Raw genomic sequence first — 17,832 nt, 5'->3', positions numbered from 1 at the left:
GGCCGGAATCGGTCACCGGTCGGGCTGCCGACAGTTCGGCCGGTGACCGGTGCGGTGACGGTGGCGGTGACGCTCGGGTGACACCCCTTTCGCGATCCTCGTGCCGGACCGGGCGGTGTACCCCGGCGTGGGCAGCGGGGGAGGCGGCGGCGTGGACTTCGTCGACGGTGTGCTGGTGCGGTTGGCCGACCCGGGCACCCGCGCCGCGCTCTTCGACGACGCCTCGCTGGCCCACCTGGTCGAGGCCGCGTACGACACCGAGGCGATGCCCGTCGCGCCCCCGTACGCGGCGGTCTTCGACGAGCTGACCCTCGGCTTCGCGACCGCGCCGGTGACCCTCGCCGAGGGGGAGTGGCTGAGCGAGGGCGGCACGGCCCGTACCGAGCTGCGTGTGCGTCTGCACGGCCTCGGCGGGTCGGCGCTGCGCATCGACGCGCTCTGGCGGGGGAGCCTCGTGGTGCGCACGAGCGCCGCCCGGGACCGGGTCGAGGACCTCGACGTGGCGATGCCGGCCTTCGACGTCGACCCGCAGATCATCGCCGACCTGGGCGCGTTGCCGGCCGATCCGACGCTGCTGGAGACCGAGCGCCGTACCCGGCTGGTGGCCCGGCTGCGGGCGGGCCTGCACCAGCCGGCCGCCTTCACCGACGCGCACCTGGACCGGTTGCTCGCCGGTGTCGGCGCGGCGAACGCCGGTGACCTGGTGGACCGGATGCGCGGGCAGGCCGCCGGTGCGACCGTGCGGCTGCGCTACGCGGCGCCGCCGGCCACCCCACCCACACCCCGTCCGTTGCCGTTCGCCGCCGCCGTGCTGGTCCGCGACCGGGGCTTCTCCCTGGCCGACCTGCTCGTCGAGACGCGGCTGGTCCGCGCCCGCGCCGAGGAGCTGGGACTGGACGTGCCCGCGCCGGAGGACGTCCGGCGGCGGCACCGGGTGGTCGCCGTGTGGGTGGTGCCCGTCGAGACCTTCGACGACGACGGATGGCCCGGCGGTGACACCGGCACCGCCGCGCAGAAGCGGGCCGCCCGGTTCGCCCGTGCCGGCCAGTGGCTCGCCCGCAGCGGCATCGGGCTCGCCGCCGTCCCGACCTGAGATCAGACCAGCAGCAACTTCGTCCGGGAGGACCCGTGGCACCGACAGCAGCATTCCCGTTCATCGAGGTCCGGATCGTGCCGCCACCGGCGCCGCTGGCCCAGCGTTCGCCGGGCGTCATCGCCGTGGTGGGCAAGACGCCGTCCACGGCCGACGGAGGTTCCGCCCCGGCCAACACACCGGTCCGGATCGAGACCCTGGACGACGCGGTCACCAACTTCGCCCGTCGACAAGCCGGCAACGTCGTCCGTAACGCCCTCTACAACTCCCTCGAACTGGCCTTCCTCCAGGACCCGCGCCCGGCCAAGGTGTACGGCGTCAAGGTCGCCGGCGACGACTACGCCGCCGCGCTCAGCGGTCTGGAGGCCGCCGACGACGTGACCATGGTGTCGCTGGCCAACGAGTCGACCGTCGGCAACCCCGCCGGAGCGGGCGCGCCCACCGGGCTGCACGCGCTCAAGGCGCACGTGGAGACGATGTCCGCCGCCGGCCAACGCCGCATCGGCTTCGCCATGGTCAACCCGGCGACGGAGAAGAGCCCCACCTACGTCAGCGACATCACCACCGCCGCGAACCCGCTCAAGAGCAGCACCAGCCGGATGCTGATGATCGCCGCCCGGGGCGCGGACGGCGACGCGGCCACCGCCGCCATGGCCGCCGTGGCCGGGCTGCCGGTGCACCACAGCATCGTGCTGAAGAAGATCCGCGGGGTGGCCATCCCGGTGGCCAAGCAGTACAGCCCGGCCGAGATCAAGGGACTCTCCGAGGCCAACCTCACGCCGATCATCGACCCCACGCTGATCACCGGCGAGAGTCTGCACTTCGCCGACGGACGGCTGTTCACCAGCGACGCGAGCCTGCTGCACGTCGACCTGGTCCGCACCCTCGATCAGATCGAGTTCATGCTCCGCGCCGGACTCATCGGCCTGGTCGGCGACGCCCGCATCACCAAGCCGGGCATGACCCTGCTCAAGACCCAGGTGGACGGCATCCTCGGCCCGCTCAAGCGGCAGGCCGTGATCGACGACTACCGCATCGAGATCCCGGTGCTGGACATCCTCACCATCCCCGAGGCCGCCCGTACCGCCACCGACACGTCGATCGTCACCACCGCCCGGGCCGACCGCACCGTCGACCTCGTCGTCACCGTCACCTACGGCCCGGCCGTGAGCCGCCTGCTGGTCACGCTCGTGGCCAAGTTCTGACCGGAGGAACCAGACCATGGAGTGGAAGACCCGCCTCGCGGTGCAGTACACCAAGGGCACCGAGACGGTGTTGATCAGCCCGATCGACTCGTTCAGCCCGTCCTTCTCGCTCAACGTCGAGGCGCTGCACTCGTGCGAGGTGACCCACATGGGCGCCATCCACGCGCCCGTGTCGATGAACTTCACGATGACCGTCAAGGCGATCGGGGACGTCGCCGGCCGGCTCACCAAGCTGGCCCTCGACGGCGAGCTGTTCGACATCGCGCTGCTGGAGCACACCGGCGACGACTGGGCGTTCTCGTCCTTCGTGCTGCAGGACTGCCTGATCACCAGCGCCACGCCGACCACCGCCACCATCTCCGGCGCACCGGCGGCGACGTTCAGCGGCTTCAGCCTGGCGGCCTCGGTCGACCCGAAGACCGGCGACCCGTCCGTCCTGCCGTAACCCCACCAGGATCAACCGGAGGTAACAGATGGCGACCGGAGCTGGCCGCGCCGCCCGGGTCACCCGTACCGGGCTGGCCCTGGTGCACGCGGGTGAGCTGGTGTTGCCGGCGGCCGGCAGCGAGGCCGAGGCCGAGCAGGTGGCCGAGGACGATCGCGCCGTCATCGCGTACCACTTCCCGGTGGAGATCGAGGTGGTCGCGGCCGGCGGCGCGTTCGACGCCGACGCGCTCGCGGACCTCGCGCTGGCCCGCCTCGCCGAGCACCTGGACGGGCGGTTCTGACGGTGGCCATCTCGGTGCACGTGCCGGTGCGGATCCGGCTGGACGCCCGGTCGGTGACCGAGCGGCCGGCGGCCGTGACCGACGCGCTCGCCGCCGCCCTGGCCCGCGCCCTGGAACGCTCCCGTCAGGAGGCGGTCGCGCCGCACGGCGGCTACCTGGAGGTACGCACCGACGCGCCGGAGTTCCGCTGGACCGGCGCGGCGCGGGAGCACGTGACGCCCGACGAGCGGCGGGCCTTCGAGGCCCGGCTGCGCCGGCGCGTCGACGAGGTCGTCGCCGCCGCGCGGCTCGACCCGGGCCTGCCGCCCGGGGTGCCCCTGCCGCTGAGCGAACCGGCCACCGAGCTGTTCGACGCGCACCGGATGCGCCACCTGCTCGCCGTGTACCGGGTGCCGTCCTACGACGCCGGCGGGGACGCCGCCGAGGTGCCGGTGGACGGCCCCGAGCCGCCGCCGGTGACCTACCAGTGGCTGCTGCGCCCGGCCGCCTACCTGGCCGGTCACTTCGCCGAGCTGGCCCGCGAGGCGGTACGCCAGCACGGCGGCCTCCCGTCGGGCACCCCGCAGGGGATCATCGCCCGGGTCATCGGCGTGGACGGCCGCCCGGTCTGGGCGATCATGGTGACCACCACTCCACTGTCGATCCTGACCTTCGAGCAGTTCGGCGAGACGGTGTTCCGGGCCACCCCACAACCCCACTTCGAGGTCGAGGCGCGGGTGCCGAGCCCGCAGCCCGGGACGGTGCAGCGGCGACCGGTCGCCGACCGCAGCGCCCTGGTCGCCATGGTGGACGAGGAGTTGAGCGGCGACATCCGGCGACGGCTGCGGATCGCCTCGCCGCGCGGCGAGACCACGAGCGTCGAGGAGTACCAGGCGCAGATCGAGCGGGCCGTCGACGCCGAGGTGACGCGGCGGGTCGACGCGATCCTCGCGTCGGTGGGCGGGGCCACGCCGACCAGCCTGGTGGTGGTCGACATCGGCGGCGTCTCCCTGTTGCTGGTCGGCACCGAGGAGACCGACGCGACGCTGCACTTCACCGGTACGGCCAACCTCTTGCCGATCAGCGTCGGGCAGCGTCCGGCCGCCCCGCCCGATCCGAAAGCGCCGCCCGGCGGCGGAGTCGGCACGGGCGCCGGAGCCGGCGCGGGCACCGGAGCCGGCAGCGGTCCGGGCGGCACCGGGCCGGGTGGCGGCGGCCCGGGCGGCACCGGGGCGGGCGGCCTCGGCACGGGTAGCGGTCCCGGTGGCGGGGCCGGTGGCACCGGCGAGGGTGGCACCGCCGCCCGACGGGGCGGTTTCGTCTTCGACCCGAGCAGCCCCAGCGCGCCGCCCGGCACGGAGGGACGCCGGTTCCCCGCCGTCGGGGCGGGGCACTCCACGATGCCCGCCTGCGCGTCGTTCAACGGGGAGCCGGAGCTGTCCGCGCTCGGCCCGGACGGCGACGAGCTGCGCCGGCTGATGGACGACATCGCGTTCCGGTTGCAGATGGGCGAGCCGTGCCGTTACCCGGCGAACTTCTGCCTCCAGGCCGCCGCCGTGCTGCGCGGCCGGGCCGCCGCGATCAGCCTGCTCGTCGGCTCGGCTGAGCGGGAGGCGTTCACCCGGCCGGTGCCCGAGGGCAGCGGACGACTCGGCCCGCTGGACTTCCGGCCGGTCGCCTCGCCGGCCGTGCAGTTCCTGCGCCACCTGGCCGGTGTCGTACCCCGCCTGGACCACCTCGCCCAGCTCGTCATGCGCCGTTACCGCCAGCCCGAGCACTTCGCGCGGATCCAGGGCGGCTGGATCGACACGTCCGCCTCCTGGAACCTGCACTTCGTGCAGGCGCTCAGCCCGGCCGTGAACGCGGCGGTCGGGCAGCTGTTCGTCGTCGGCAGCCAGGCCATGCTGGTGCAGCTCCTGCTCAGCTCGCGGACCGGTATCGAGGCGCGGATCACCAACTTCGAGGCGTACGCGCCGATCTTCGAGCGGTTGATCGTCTCCCAGCTCACCGACTACGCCGAGTTGCAGGGGCTGCGCGAGCGGCTGCGCCGCCACGAGGCCGCCCGGTGGACGCAGGAGCACACCGACGCCGGCGGCGGCACCGTCGCCACGCTGAGCATGCTGAACCCCTCCACCGCCTGGTACGGGGCCGCCCGCGCCATCTCCAGCGCGTTCCTCGCCACCGAGGCGGCCCTGACCAGCCCCGGCGCGGCCGGCGAGATCGTCGAACGCGACGGCGTCACCCGCATCCGCGACTCGCACGCGGTGCTCTGGACCCTCGCCGAGATCGAACAGGCGCTGGTCATCCAGCGCGGCGAGGCCGAGGGCGTCGACCCGCTGGTCAAGCAGATCAGCGACCTGCCCGACGTGCTGGCCCGCTTCGCCGGCAACCGGTCGGCGATCCGCGACGAGCTGTGGCGGGTGTTGCAGGACATGCGACGCCACAACACCGAGATGCTCGGCCGCGCCCGCACCGACGCGCACTTCGCCTTCCGGTCCAGCCGGATCAGCGAACACATCCCGTCGGCCACCATTCCCGGCGGACGCTACGCGTTGCAGGGCATCCACCTCGTCACCCACCAGCAGCTCGGCGAATTCTTCGGCGGCAACCCCTACTACGCCAGCGGCGTCGACAGCCTGTTCAGCACCGAGCTGGGCCGGGAGGCGCTGAGCGCGTTCGCCGTCATGGTGGGGATCATCGCGCTGTCGCTGCTCTGCCCGCCGCTGGGCTTCGTGGTCGGGGTCGCCGTCGCCGCCGTCGACGTGGCGCACGCCCACCAACGCGAGCGCCTCTACTCCTCGATGCTGGACCCGGAGCTGGTGCTCACCCGCACCGAGGTCGAGGTCGAGCTGTTCGCCGCGTACCTCGGGTTGGCGATGTCGCTGATCCCGGAGGCCGGCACCATCGGCGGCGCGGCCGTGCGCGGCGGCCGGGTCGCGCTGCGCTTCGGCGTCCGCGCGGGGCTGCGTGCCGCCCGGGGGTACGTGGTACGCCGGGTCACCCGGCAGATCGTCGAGGCCGCGTCCCGCGACCTGCTCCAGGGGTTCCTCACCGAGATCCTGCTCAACGAGGTGCTGGAACGCGTCGTGCAGAAGCTCATGGAGCCGATCCTCGCGTACGTGGAGCGCGAGGCGATGCTCAGCGGCGCGGTCGGCGGCCCGGAGGGGGCCCGGTTCATCCTCATGGTGCTCGACTCGCAGCCCGGCGGTGCCGCCGCCGGCCCGCGCGTGCCGGTGGTGCGGCCGTGACCGGGCCCCGCCGGTTCCGCGCCGGCCGGTTCCTCGACGCCGCCGCCGTGCACGCCGCCGCCGACGCGAACCCGCGGCTGCGGCGCTTCATGCGGACCATCGCCGAGCACAGCGAGGCCGGCGAGGTGCGCTCCCGGCGGCTGCTGGAACACCTCATCCGCCGCATCGTCGACGACGTCGGCGACCTGCACCTGGGCAACGCGCTCAACCGGCTGGAACGCATCGCCGTGCTGCGGGACAACATCGCCGCGATCCTCGACCACGTGTTGGAGGGCGGCACCCTGCCCGAGGGGGTGCGGGTGGCGACCCTCGGCGAGTACTTCGAGCAGCTCAGCACCGAGATGCGCGAGCTGAGCCGACCCCGCGAGGGCATCGTCGGCGACGCGCCGCTGCGGCTGGCCGACGACGCGGGCGCGTACGCCGACTCGCTGCTGCGGGAGTTCGACGGCGGCGGCGGCGCGGCCGGTCGGCACGTCGAGCCGGCCGCGATCGTCGGTGACGCGTTCCGGGCCATGCCGGCGGACCGGCAGGCGGCGCTGCGCCGGGCCGCCGAGCTGGAACCGGCCGCGCTGTGGCGCGCGGTCGCCGCCGAGAGCGAGGCCGGCAAACGGGCCGCCGTCGCGGACCTCCAGACCCGCCTCGGCGGTCGGCTCACCCCCGACGAGCTGGCCCGGCTGCGCACCGCAGTCGACGACCTCGGCCGGGCGCGCTCGCGTGGCCTGCAGATGAGCGACGCCCGGCTCGCCGACGCCCTCGCCCGGATCGATGATCCGGACCTGCGGGCCGTGGTGGCCAGCGGCGACGTCTGGCTCACCCAGCAGCTCGCCGTGCACAACCCGGAGGCCCTGGCCACCCTGTGGCGGCGCTTCCGCCAGCGCGGACGCGCCGACGACGGCCCCGGCTTCCGCCGCTATCTGCGGCACGACATGGTCACCTACGGCCGGGGCGTCCTCGGCGAGTACAGCGCGGCGTTCTCGCTCAGCAGCATCGAGCTGTTCCTCAAGGGACCGGACGCCAACGTCAAGCTCGCCGGCACCGACCTCGTCGGGATCGGCCACGACGGCTGGGTGTGGCTCGTCGACGACAAGTCGCACCGGGCCGCCAGCGTCTCCGGGGTCGGCGCGCTCACCGACAACCTCGTGGTCAACCTGCGGCGCGACGCCGCCGACTTCCGCGAGGCCATCGCCCGTCTCCAGCGCGACGACCCCGGGTTCACCCCCGATCCGCGCATCCTCGACGCGATCTCCCGGATGGAGGACGCCGCCGCCGAGATCGACCGGATCAACCGGCGCGGGTCCGCGTCCACCCGGCCCGCCCGGATCAGCGCGGCCCTGGCCGAGCGCCGGCTGCGGCTGCGGGTCACCAGCGCCGCGGGCGAGGTCCGCGAGATCACCCAGGCGCTGCGCGACCTCGGCCTGGCCGTCGAACCCACCGGTACGCCGGTGCCGCAGCCACCCACAAAAGGACGCTGAGCATGGCGATCACCAGCAGCTTCATGCGGTACGGCACGGTGCCGTCGGCAATCATCAGCGACGGGGTGCTGCCGATCCCACTGTGGGCGGTCACCGCCATCTCCCTGGCGCAGACGTACCACCTGCCGCCGATCGGCTCCACCGCCCACAAGGCGATCGTGGCCACCCACGACGACACCATCACGCTCACCGGGGTGCTCGTCGGCGCGGAACGCTACGCCTGGAAGTTCGCCCTGGAGACGATGGCCGAGGCGAGCAAGCGCGGCACCGCCCTGGCGGCGTACTCCGGCGGGAAGTTCGGCGGGCTGATCCTGGTCACCTCCATGACCATCCGCACCGACATGCAGGTGCAGTCGCTGACCTTCAACGCCTCGGCCGCCCGCCGCGACGTCCTGGACACCACCATCACCCTCGTCCACGTGCCCCGTCCCAGCCTGCTCGGCAAGCTGCTCGACGTGGCCAGCATCGGAGTCGGCGCGCTCGCCGACGGGTTGGGCAACTGATGCCACCGTTCCCGATCGACCGCTACCTGCTGCCGGAGACACCGATCGAGGTGCCCGACGGGTTCACCGAGGTGCGGCAGGGCCTCACCGCCGGCCTCCCGCACCGTCTCGAGCTGGGCGCGGGCGTGCACGCGGTGCTGATCCTGCCCACCGGCCTGGCCCGACAGTGGCTGTCCACCGACCCACTCGCCGTGGTCAGCAGCTCCGCCGACGACCTCGCGCCCCGACCCGCGCCGACGGCCACGTCCCGGCCACCGGCGCTTGTCGGTCGGGTGCCGCTGCGTCTCGTCGTCCGCCAGGGCACCCGCATCCTCGGCTCCGTGCCGCTCGCCACCGGCCTGCGCCGGGTCTGCCCCGACGCGGGCACGCCGGCCGCCGCCGGCGGCACCCCGGTCGCCGTCGAGGTGCTGGTGCTGGCCTGGCTGCTGCACGCCGGGACGGTCCGCGGCTCCGGCGACTACGGCTCCTACCTGACCGTGGCCTGGCGGCCCGCCGACCGGGCGGTGGACCAGTTCGGTCCACCACCGATCAACGAGTTCGTCTGGCGTCGCCGGCCGCCCGCGCAGCGCGTCGAGTCCGACCTCGGTCCCGCCCGGCTGCGCTACCGCTACCTGCTCGACAAGAAGATGCGGAGAGTGCTGCGATGACGCTCACGCCGTTCCAGACCGGCCAGGTACGCCAGGGCGCCGTCGGCAACGACGCCGGCTGGACCATCACCTTCCACCGGGAGACCCCGACCGGCATCAGCCCGGACGCCGCGCTCACCCTGTCCAGCGCCGACTACTACGCGGCCATCGACGCCGCGCTGCCCGACGGGCTGGGCCCCGGCGCGTACACGGTCACCGTGCAGGGGCTGATCGACGAGCACTTCGCCGCGCTGCGCACCGCCGAGGGGCAACCGCCGCTGGTGGCGAAGCTGCACCTGTACTGGCGCGACGCCAACACCTCGGTCGGCGCGTTCTTCACCAACCTGGTCGGCGTGAACGCCGGCCCGACCCCGGCCGAGCTGACCCAGGCGCTGGTCGCCGTCCTGCGGGTCACGAAGGTGCGCCGGCTCACCGGCGAGCGGACGTACGACACCGAGCTGACCCTCGTCGAGCAGGCGTACGCCCGGCTCGGGCAGCGGGTCGCCGAACGGTTCGAGGCGGCCACGTTCACCGCCGCGATCCGCGCCATCGGCGAGCGGACCAGGGTGGACGTGACCGGATGGGGCGCCAACCCGGACGGCACGATGACCCGGGGCGCGACCGAGGCGGCCGGCGACGAACGGGTCGCCTTCGGGGCGGGGCTGCTCTACCGCGCCGCCCTGGAACGCCTCGGCGGCGCGTTGCAGCAGTCCCTCAACGCGTACGGGCGGGGAATGCTGCTGATCCGCGACGGCACCGTGCACGTCGGCAAGCGCCCCATCCCGTACCCGGAGGGCGAGCCGAAGCCGCTGACCCTCGCCACCGGCCTGCTGGCCTGCACCGAGAACGGCACCCAGGACACCGACCCGTACGCGGCCACCGAGACCGGCGGCACCGCGTCGCCGCGCCGCCGGGCGTGGACGCTGACCCTCAAGGGCCGCCCCGACCTGAAGCCCGGCGACCTGGTGCGCTTCGACCCGCCCGCCACCGACGAGGCCACCACGCTGGGCAGCGTCGGCGCGGCGCTGCTCGGCTCGTTCGCCGCGCCGTTCGCCCCGTCGACCGGCGAGCTGGGCGCGGGGTCGAAGCTGCTCTACCTCAGCGCCGCGCGGCACACCCTGTCGCGTACCGCCGGGTTCGTCACTGTCGTGCAGGGCGTGGAGGTCGCGTCGAGCGCGAGTGCGTGGGACACCTGGAGCGACGCGTCCGGGGTGGGGACCGCCGAGCCGGCCGGCCCGGCGTCGTCACCCGGGGTGGCGGCCGCCGAGGCGGTGCGCCGGGCCGCCCGCGCGGCCCGGGGTGAGACGCGCGGCCTGGAGATCGGCGAGGTACGGGCCGCCGCCACCAACGCCAGCGGCGCGGTCGAGCCGCCCGCCCAGACCGAGACGGTGTGGGAGGGCCTCGTCCGCCCGGACGGCCGCCCCAACGGCGCCCGCCGCCTGCCGGTACGCCGGCAGCAGCCCGCGCCGCTGCCCGGGGTGACCTACCTGACCCCGTTCGCCTGGGGCGGGTGCGGGCTGATCCTGCCCCGCTACCCGGGCACCCGGGTAGCGCTGGCGTACCGCAACGGCGCGCCGGACGACCCGGTCGAGGTGGGCGCGCTCTGGCCCACCGGGCACGCCCCGGTCTCCGAGCCGGGGGACTGGTGGCTGTCCCTGCCGGTCGGGGTGGCCAGCAGCAGCCGCTCGTCCATCGCCGACACGGTGACCCCCGCCGACCACGACGGCAAGGTGGCGCACGACCTCACCGACGGCGACGGCAACCGGGTGATCGAGCTGGGTGAGCTGACCGTGCGGGTGGGCCGGGACCAGCTCAAGGGTCGCGGCCAGCGCCCGGAGCGCGCCGACGAGGCCGACAGCATCACCATCGAGCACGCCGGCGGCGGGTCCTCGATCGTCATGAAGCAGGACGGCTCGATCACCATCACCGCGACCCGGATCGACCTGGACGCCGGCAACGGCGCGGTGAACATCAGCGGCGGCACGGTCAGCATCGCCGCCGACGACGTCGACGTCCAGGTCAGCAACGCGATGAACGTCCACTGAGGAGAGCGACATGGCATTCGTGCTCACCACGTCGAGCGACGTGCACTGCCCCAACCAGGGGAAGGTCTCTCCGACCGGGCAGGGCAAGCTGACCGTCGACCACAAGCCGGTGGTCCGCCTCGACGGCATCAACGGCAAGTCGGTGTCCGGCTGCACCATCACCACCAGCAACTCCACCAAGCAGTGCAGCACGGTGACGTCCGCGAGCGGGGCCGCCGGCAAGCTCACGGTCGGCAACGTCGCCGTGGCACTGGATTCGCTCAGCGGCGCCACCGACGGCTCCAGCCCCGGACTGTCCGCCAGCGCCGGGCAGAGCAAGCTGAAGGCGGCCTGACGTGGACCGCACCGAGCGCGAACGGCAGGCCGCCCAGCGCCGCTACCTCGGCTGGGGCCTCGCCTTCGAACCCACCATGCCCGGCGTCGACCTGGCCCGCGACATCGTCTTCGACGACGGCCCGAACGGCCGGGTGCTGGCCCTGGTCGAGGGCACCGGCAACGTGGCGCAGAGCCTCGCGGTGGCGCTGACCACGCTGCGCGGCTCGAACGTCTTCGACGCGACGTTCGGCTTCGACGGGCTCAACGCCCTCGCCGAGCAGATCGAGCCGAACCTCATCCGGGAGCAGGTCCGCATCGGCATCATCACCCTGCTCGACCGCGATCCGCGGGTCCGCAAGATCGTCGACGTGAACCTCGACGACGGTCGGCTCGGCGCGGGCCGCGCCGACGACGCCTCGGCCGCCGCGCTGCGCGCCTCGCGCACCCTCCAGGTCCAGGTCCAGTTCGAAACCATCACCGACGACCGGCTCTCGGTGCGCCTCGGGGAGCTGCCCAGTGTCTGACCCGACCCTCCCGGCCGAGCTGGCCGACGTCCTCGCCGTCGACGCCGCCGCGCTGCGGGCCACCGGCTCGACGGGCTTCGGCATCGTCGAGACCGGCTTCGTGCCCAAGTCCTTCGCCCGGCTGCTCGCCGAGAAGCTGGCCACCGCCCGGCTGCTCTTCGGCGAGGACGTCGACCTGACCAGCGGCGCGGTGCTGCGCAAGGTCCTCGAACTCGCCGCCCTGGAGGACGCCCGGATGTGGGCCGCGCTCGGCGCGGTCTACGACAACTCCTTCGTGGTGTCCGCGACCGCCGACGCGCTGACCCGCCTCGGCGAGGAACTCGGCATACCCCGGCCGTACCTGCCGGCCCGGGGGACGGTGAAGCTCAAGCTCAAGGCCGCGCTGCCGACCGGCCACCCACAGCTCACACTGCCCCGGGGCGCCCGACTGTCCACCCCCGGCGGGCACCACGTGGCCCTGGACGAGACGGTGGTGCTCTCCGCCGCCGTCGGTGAGCGCGAACCGGCCGTCGCCGCCTTCTATCCCGGCCCGGCGCACAACCTCGACCCCACCCAGCCGCAGCAGAAGATCGACCGCTGGAACCGCGCCGACACCCTCCTGGCCGACCTGGACGACGCCGAGCAGGCCGCCGGCAAGGAGCTGGTCGAGATCACCCACACCGTCGCGCTCACCGGCGGCGAGCAGCAGGTCTCCGACGCCCGCTACCGGCAACTGCTGCTCGCCGCGCCCCGCTCCATCTGGACGGCCGAGGCGATCGGCCTCGCCGTGGCCACCGTGCCCGGCGTACGCCAGGTGCAGGTCTTCGACGGCCGGGGCGGACTGGATCTCAACCAGTCCATCTTCGGCAACTTCAACTTCATCGAGCGGGTCTTCAGCACCGAACGCGACCTGGGCAACCCGTACTACGTCACGGTGCTCGTCGCCCCGACCGCCGCCGCCATCTGGGACGGTCCGGACGGGCTGCACGCCGCCGTCGAGTCGGTCATCGAGGACCTGCGCCCGGTGGGCATCTTCGCCTCGGTGGACCGCGCCGACGAGGTCGGGATCGGCGTCGAGGCCGACCTGGTGATCCGGGGCCTGCCGCTGCCCACCGGGTCGAAGGAGACGATCAACGCCTCCACGGCCGCCACCGAGCTGCGCGCCCGGCTGCACGCCCGGCTGCGCCGGTACGTCGACGAGCTGCCCTTCGGTGAGCCGGTCCGCGCCGCCGAGGTGATCTGGACGCTCATGAACGAGCCGGGCGTCGCCGACGTGCGCAACCTGCGGCTGGTGCGCTTCCCGGCCGACTCGGCGGTGGTGGTGACCGGCAGCGCGCCCACCGGCGACGGGGTGCAGCGGCTGCCGGTCGGCGACAACGCGGTGCTCGCCGCCAACCAGGTGCCCGTCTACGTCGACCGGGACGACCCCCGGCCGTTCCGGATCGTCTGAGCGGGGGCGCGATGACCGACATCCGGGTACCCGTGGACGGCGTCGACCCGTCCGTCGAACGCAACCTCGTCGACCAGTTGGAGGGCCCGTACCCGGGGACGGTCCGGCGGGTCGTGGTGCCAGTCGCCGCTTCCGGTACGGCCGCCGTGGACTGGACCAGTCGACACCCGCTGCTCACCGTCGTGCTGCGCCGCGACCTGGCCGAGGAGACCGTCCGGGTGACGGTCACCGTCGACCCGGGCGGCGTGGGGCAGCGGGTGCTGCCGCCGGTGGTGTTCGCGCCCTGGTCCGCCGAGGGCGCGTCGGTGCCGGCGTACGTGCCGGACACCGCCGACGAACCGCTGGTCGCGCCGTTCGCGGTCGCCGTGTCGGCGGAGCGGGCCGTCGAGGGCGCGGCCGCCACGGCGGTCACCGGTACGGCGCTCCCCGCCCTCGTCGAGCTGGCCGTCGTCGAGGGCAACCTGGGTCGCCTGCTCTACCTGGTGTCGTACGAGAAGCACCGGCTGCGTCGGGCGGCCCGGGAGGTGCACGCGTACCGGACCCTGGCCCACGCCCGGCGCGACGCGCTGGACCGGATCGGCGCGGACGTCGGGGTGGCCCGCTTCGTCGACGAGCTGGTGCACGAGCCGACCAACGGCGAGGTGTACGCCCGCCGGTTGGCCGCACCGGCCCGTGAGCCGGACGACGCGTACGCCCACCGGCTCGGGCTGTACCGGCGGTTCCTGCTGCCCACTCCGGGTGGGGTACGCCGACTGCTCAACGGCCCCGGCGCGGACACCGACCCGAACACGGGCCTCTTCGCCGACCTGCCCGGCGGGGCGCGCTTCACGCTGCGCGAGGACGACGACCAGTTCGCGGTGGCGGTCCGGCTGGTGGCCGTCGGCGATCCGCAGCACCGCGCCAATTTCCTCGCCCAACTGCGCCGCGACCGCCTCGTGCTGCCCGCCAACACCCCGCCGAACAACACCGTCCATGCTTCCCGGGCGCTGCCGGCCAGCCGGCTCGCCGAGGTCACGGCCCTGCGGGCGAGCCTGCGCCAGTCGTACACCTTCGGCAGCGCGCACGGCATCGCGCCGCCGCTGGCCACGGCCCTGGACCGCGCGGGACGGGTGTGCCGGGCGCTCGGCTCGACAATCGTGTGGCAGGTCAGCCGGGCCCAGGACGACGCCGGCGGGAGCCGTTACGAGTTGGGTCTCGGCGTCGACGTGAGCTGGCCGACCCCGGCGCAGGCCACCGATCTGCGCAACCGGGTGCTGGACACCGGCCGGACGGTGACCGCCGACCGGACCGCCGAGGCGCTCATCGTCGCCGCCCGCGCCGCCGGCGTGCCCACCGTCTCGGCCGACAGCGAGCTTGCCTGGCTGTGGCGGGTGTGCGGCCTGCCGACCACGCACCGGCTCACCACCACCGTGATGTACCTGTCGCACCTGCCCACCCGGGGGCTCGCGGTGAGCGCGCCGCTCACCGCTTCGGTCGGCGTCGACGCGCCGGTCGAGGCGCAGTTCCACGCGCCGGGCGACCCGGGTGGCAACGCCCTGCTGCTGGCCGGTCTGGCCGCGGCCAGGACGGCCTGGGTGGCCGCCGGTGAGCCGACGTGGAACCCGATGACCGACGCGGTGGCCCGGACCCGGTGGGCCGCCGTGCCGACCCGACCGGCCGGGCAGCCGGTCGACGCGGTCCTCGCCGCCGCCGGCCTGCCCGCGGTACGCGACCCGGCGCCCGTGGTGGCTGCGCTGAACCGCCTCCCCGACGAGCTGGTGGAGACCATCGAACTGCCGTCCGCGTTGGCGTCCGCGCTGATCGCCGGCCAGCCGGCCGCCGCCGACCGGCTGGCCCGGCTGGTGGGGCTGCTGCGCGACCAGCACCTCGCCGCCGTCCTTCCGCTCGTCGAGACGGGCAACCGGGTGCTGCTGGTGTGCGGCGTCATCGGCCTGCCGCAGGCCGGGCTGAACCTGAGCGAGCGGCGGGCCACCGGGTTCCGCTGGTACACGGTGGGGCTCGGCGGCGGCACGGCGGAGATCAAGGCGGTCGGCGCGCGGACCGCGCTGCGTCCCACCCACGCCGGCCTGGTCGCCGTGGTGGCGCTCTCCTACGTGCGGACCGGCCGGACCGATCCGTACGAGTTCCGGGTCGAGCTGCCCGACGGGGTGACGTTGACCCTGGAGCAGTACGAGCGGCTGATGAACACCCTGACGAGAGTCTGCCCGCTCGGGGTGGAGATCAACACCTTCGGCATTCGGCGTGACCACGTCGACCTCGACGACGACGGGACCGCCGAGCCGCTGCGCCCGGCCGTCGCCCGGACCTTCCGCACCTTCCAGCAGCGCCGGCACCGCGGCGTGTACGACCAGCTCTGAGAGGGACACCACGATGGCGAACGAGATCAACTACGACGGGGTGACCGTCACCGAGCTGTACGAGGCGTTCACCCGCAACGGCATCCCGGCCTCGGACGCCAGCGTGCTGGTCTCCTCCTGGATCTACGAGAACGTCGGCACCGCGAAGCGGGTGTTCAGCTACGCCGAGTCGTTCCCGGCGGTGGAGCCGGGCTGCGCACCACCACCGTTCGCCCGCACGTTCGCGCACACCGACTGGGTGGACGGCGAGGACGTCGTACAGGCCGGTCAGACACCGGGGGAGCAGGGCTTCAACGAGCGGTTCCACCGCATCGAGCACGACCTGGACCACCTCGGCACCGACCTGGCGAAGGCGTTCAGCTGCATGGCGGCGATGCGGGTGAGCCTGCGCCGGCTGCTCGACGAGATCCGCGCCGAGATCAACCGGCTGCACTCGACGGTGCACGAGAACAAGATCGTGCCCGGCCCGTACACCTTCGAGCAGATCCCCAACTACATCGGCGCGTTGGACTTCGGCAAGTACATGGGCACCACGATGTTCATGGACAAGAAGGTCAGCATCTGGCAGACCAAGGCCGGCACGATCGTGCTGCCCGCCGTGGAGACCCTCGGCGTGGACGTGGTGGTCGGTCCGAAGGTGCGCGGCGCCGCCCAGGTCGCCCGCTACGCCGTCGAGCACGGTGACGTGCGGCAGCGCTTCCCGCGCGAGGTGAAGGTGGTCGAGTTCATCCGCTCCTTCGGCGAGGACGAGGTGGCCGACGGCCGGACCATCCGCGACGTGCTCAAGGTGCTGCCGGCCGACAGCAGCTACCCGAGCCTGGACGCGATGATCGCCGAGGTCAGCGAGCGCGAGGCCGTCATCGTCCGGACCACCGTCGGGGCCCAGTCGGCGGTCTCCGCGGCCCTCGGCGTCGACGCGGGGCTGGAGAACGTCGCGGACGCCGACATCGCGATGCTCGCCGGGGTGCCGACCAAGGCCCGCGCCGCGCTGGCCCGCGCCGGGATCAGCACGCTCGGCAAGCTCGCCGAGGCGCCGGCCGAGCGGGTGCTCGGCATCATGAAGGAGGCCGGGGTACGCGCCGAGGCCGGCGATGCCGCCGAGTGGACCGGGTACGCCCAGACGCTGAGCAAGCTGCGCTGAACGGCCGGCGCCGACTCCGGCGAACGGTTGATCCGCGCCGTTCGCCGGGTCGGTGTGACGACACTGCGCTGGCGTACCGACCCTCCACACCCGACCGTGAGAATCCCACGGGGCGATCGGGTACGAAGGGCGCACGGATGGCAGTTCACGAGGTGTCGCAGGACCTCCGCTCCGGGGCGCAGGAGATCGAAGCGGCGCGACCAGCGCGCTACGCGTTGCGGCTGCTCGGCGGGTTCGCGCTGGAACGCGACGGCCGGTCCGTCGCGGTGCCGCAGGGCGCCCGTCGGCTGCTCGCCTTTCTCGGCGTACGCCAGCGGTGTGCCCGCTGGGAGGCTGCCGGCACCCTCTGGCCCGGCTCGCACGAGGAGCGGGCTCGCGCGAACCTGCGCACCATGCTCTGGCGACTGCACCGGGCCACCCCTGAGCCGCTCGTCGAGGAGGACGACCGGCTGGCCCTGGCCGCCGGCGTGACCAGCGACGTGGCCACCCTCGGTGCGGCCGCCGCGGCGCTGCTGACCGGCGGCGTGCCGGCCGGCGTCAGCGTCGGAATGCCCGCGCTGGCGACCGGCGAGCTGCTGCCCGGCTGGTACGACGACTGGGTGCTGACCGAGCGGGAGCGGCTGCGCCAGACCCAACTGCACGCGCTGGAGGCCCTCGCCGAACGGCTCACCGCCCAGGGACGCCTCAGCGAGGCGGTGCAGGTGGCGCTGACCGCCGTGCACCTGGAGCCGCTGCGGGAGAGCGCGACCCGCGTGCTGATCGGTGTGCACCTGGCCGAGCGCAACCTCAACGAGGCGGTACGGCGGTTCGAGCTGTTCCGCGCCGATCTGGGCCGGGAGTTGGGCATCGCCCCGACACCCTGGCTGGAGCAACTCGTCCGGGCCAGCCTGACCGGCGCGACCGTCCGGTCTCCGTAGCCGACCGTGGCGCCTCGCCCGAGTAGGGCGGCCTGGGTCTGACACTCGCCGCAGCGCGGCGCAAGGAGGACCCCCGACCACCTGTCCTTCGTCCTTTGCTCTGCTTCGGCGGAGGGGACAGTGAACGGCCCTGACTGTTGCCTCCGCTGAAGCAGAGCAAAGGATGCGGAGTGGGGTGGGCGGGGTGCTGGGGTGAGGGTGGGTGGTGGTGAGGGAGGGCCCCGTCACGGCACCAGGCCGGCTGGCCGGC

General features: G+C 73.8%; 15 protein-coding genes. All 15 read left to right on the top strand.

Annotated elements, in window-relative coordinates:
- Window positions 1-151: 151 nt before the first annotated feature.
- The 15 genes from ACIA3K_RS01555 to ACIA3K_RS01485 all read left to right on the top strand — a co-directional run bounded on the left by ACIA3K_RS01555 (window position 152) and on the right by ACIA3K_RS01485 (window position 17,582).
- On the top strand, window positions 152-1,093 hold the full coding sequence (locus ACIA3K_RS01555; RefSeq protein WP_396798370.1) for a hypothetical protein: 942 nt from the start codon (window positions 152-154) through the stop codon (window positions 1,091-1,093).
- A gap of 35 nt (window positions 1,094-1,128) precedes the next feature.
- On the top strand, window positions 1,129-2,298 hold the full coding sequence (locus tag ACIA3K_RS01550; RefSeq protein WP_396798369.1) for a hypothetical protein: 1,170 nt from the start codon (window positions 1,129-1,131) through the stop codon (window positions 2,296-2,298).
- Between the two features lie 16 nt (window positions 2,299-2,314).
- Window positions 2,315-2,743, top strand: a complete 429-nt coding sequence (locus ACIA3K_RS01545) for a hypothetical protein (RefSeq protein WP_355051244.1) — start codon at window positions 2,315-2,317, stop codon at window positions 2,741-2,743.
- A gap of 28 nt (window positions 2,744-2,771) precedes the next feature.
- Window positions 2,772-3,026, top strand: a complete 255-nt coding sequence (locus ACIA3K_RS01540) for a hypothetical protein (RefSeq protein ID WP_355051243.1) — start codon at window positions 2,772-2,774, stop codon at window positions 3,024-3,026.
- Window positions 3,027-3,028: 2 nt separating this feature from the next.
- On the top strand, window positions 3,029-6,253 hold the full coding sequence (locus ACIA3K_RS01535; protein WP_396798366.1) for a hypothetical protein: 3,225 nt from the start codon (window positions 3,029-3,031) through the stop codon (window positions 6,251-6,253).
- Window positions 6,250-7,725, top strand: a complete 1,476-nt coding sequence (locus tag ACIA3K_RS01530) for a hypothetical protein (protein WP_396798365.1) — start codon at window positions 6,250-6,252, stop codon at window positions 7,723-7,725. Before ACIA3K_RS01535 ends, ACIA3K_RS01530 begins: the two co-directional genes overlap by 4 nt.
- Window positions 7,726-7,727: 2 nt before the next feature.
- Window positions 7,728-8,228: a hypothetical protein gene (locus tag ACIA3K_RS01525; RefSeq protein ID WP_053659787.1), complete on the top strand. Its 501-nt coding sequence runs from the start codon at window positions 7,728-7,730 to the stop codon at window positions 8,226-8,228.
- Window positions 8,228-8,875, top strand: a complete 648-nt coding sequence (locus ACIA3K_RS01520) for a hypothetical protein (protein ID WP_396798364.1) — start codon at window positions 8,228-8,230, stop codon at window positions 8,873-8,875. Before ACIA3K_RS01525 ends, ACIA3K_RS01520 begins: the two co-directional genes overlap by 1 nt.
- On the top strand, window positions 8,872-10,899 hold the full coding sequence (locus ACIA3K_RS01515; RefSeq protein ID WP_396798363.1) for a hypothetical protein: 2,028 nt from the start codon (window positions 8,872-8,874) through the stop codon (window positions 10,897-10,899). The genes ACIA3K_RS01520 and ACIA3K_RS01515 overlap by 4 nt, the downstream gene beginning before the upstream one ends.
- Window positions 10,900-10,909: 10 nt before the next feature.
- Window positions 10,910-11,233 carry a hypothetical protein gene (locus ACIA3K_RS01510; protein WP_396798361.1) on the top strand — a complete coding sequence of 108 codons (324 nt, stop codon included), beginning with the start codon at window positions 10,910-10,912 and terminating at the stop codon, window positions 11,231-11,233.
- A gap of 1 nt (window position 11,234) precedes the next feature.
- Window positions 11,235-11,738 carry a hypothetical protein gene (locus ACIA3K_RS01505; protein WP_396798359.1) on the top strand — a complete coding sequence of 168 codons (504 nt, stop codon included), beginning with the start codon at window positions 11,235-11,237 and terminating at the stop codon, window positions 11,736-11,738.
- On the top strand, window positions 11,731-13,167 hold the full coding sequence (locus tag ACIA3K_RS01500) for a baseplate J/gp47 family protein (RefSeq protein WP_396798358.1): 1,437 nt from the start codon (window positions 11,731-11,733) through the stop codon (window positions 13,165-13,167). Before ACIA3K_RS01505 ends, ACIA3K_RS01500 begins: the two co-directional genes overlap by 8 nt.
- An 11-nt stretch (window positions 13,168-13,178) precedes the next feature.
- Window positions 13,179-15,524, top strand: coding sequence for a hypothetical protein (locus tag ACIA3K_RS01495; protein WP_396798356.1), 2,346 nt, complete (start codon window positions 13,179-13,181; stop codon window positions 15,522-15,524).
- Between the two features lie 13 nt (window positions 15,525-15,537).
- Window positions 15,538-16,665 carry a hypothetical protein gene (locus tag ACIA3K_RS01490; protein WP_396798355.1) on the top strand — a complete coding sequence of 376 codons (1,128 nt, stop codon included), beginning with the start codon at window positions 15,538-15,540 and terminating at the stop codon, window positions 16,663-16,665.
- Between the two features lie 137 nt (window positions 16,666-16,802).
- Window positions 16,803-17,582 (top strand): BTAD domain-containing putative transcriptional regulator, encoded by a 780-nt coding sequence (locus ACIA3K_RS01485; protein WP_396798353.1) that lies wholly within the window; start codon window positions 16,803-16,805, stop codon window positions 17,580-17,582.
- The last annotated feature ends 250 nt before the right edge of the window (window positions 17,583-17,832 follow it).

Source organism: Micromonospora sp. NPDC051543, assembly GCF_044454415.1.
In the GTDB taxonomy this organism is placed as follows: Bacteria; Actinomycetota; Actinomycetes; order Mycobacteriales; family Micromonosporaceae; genus Micromonospora.
This window is presented reverse-complemented; position numbering and strand designations above follow the sequence as displayed.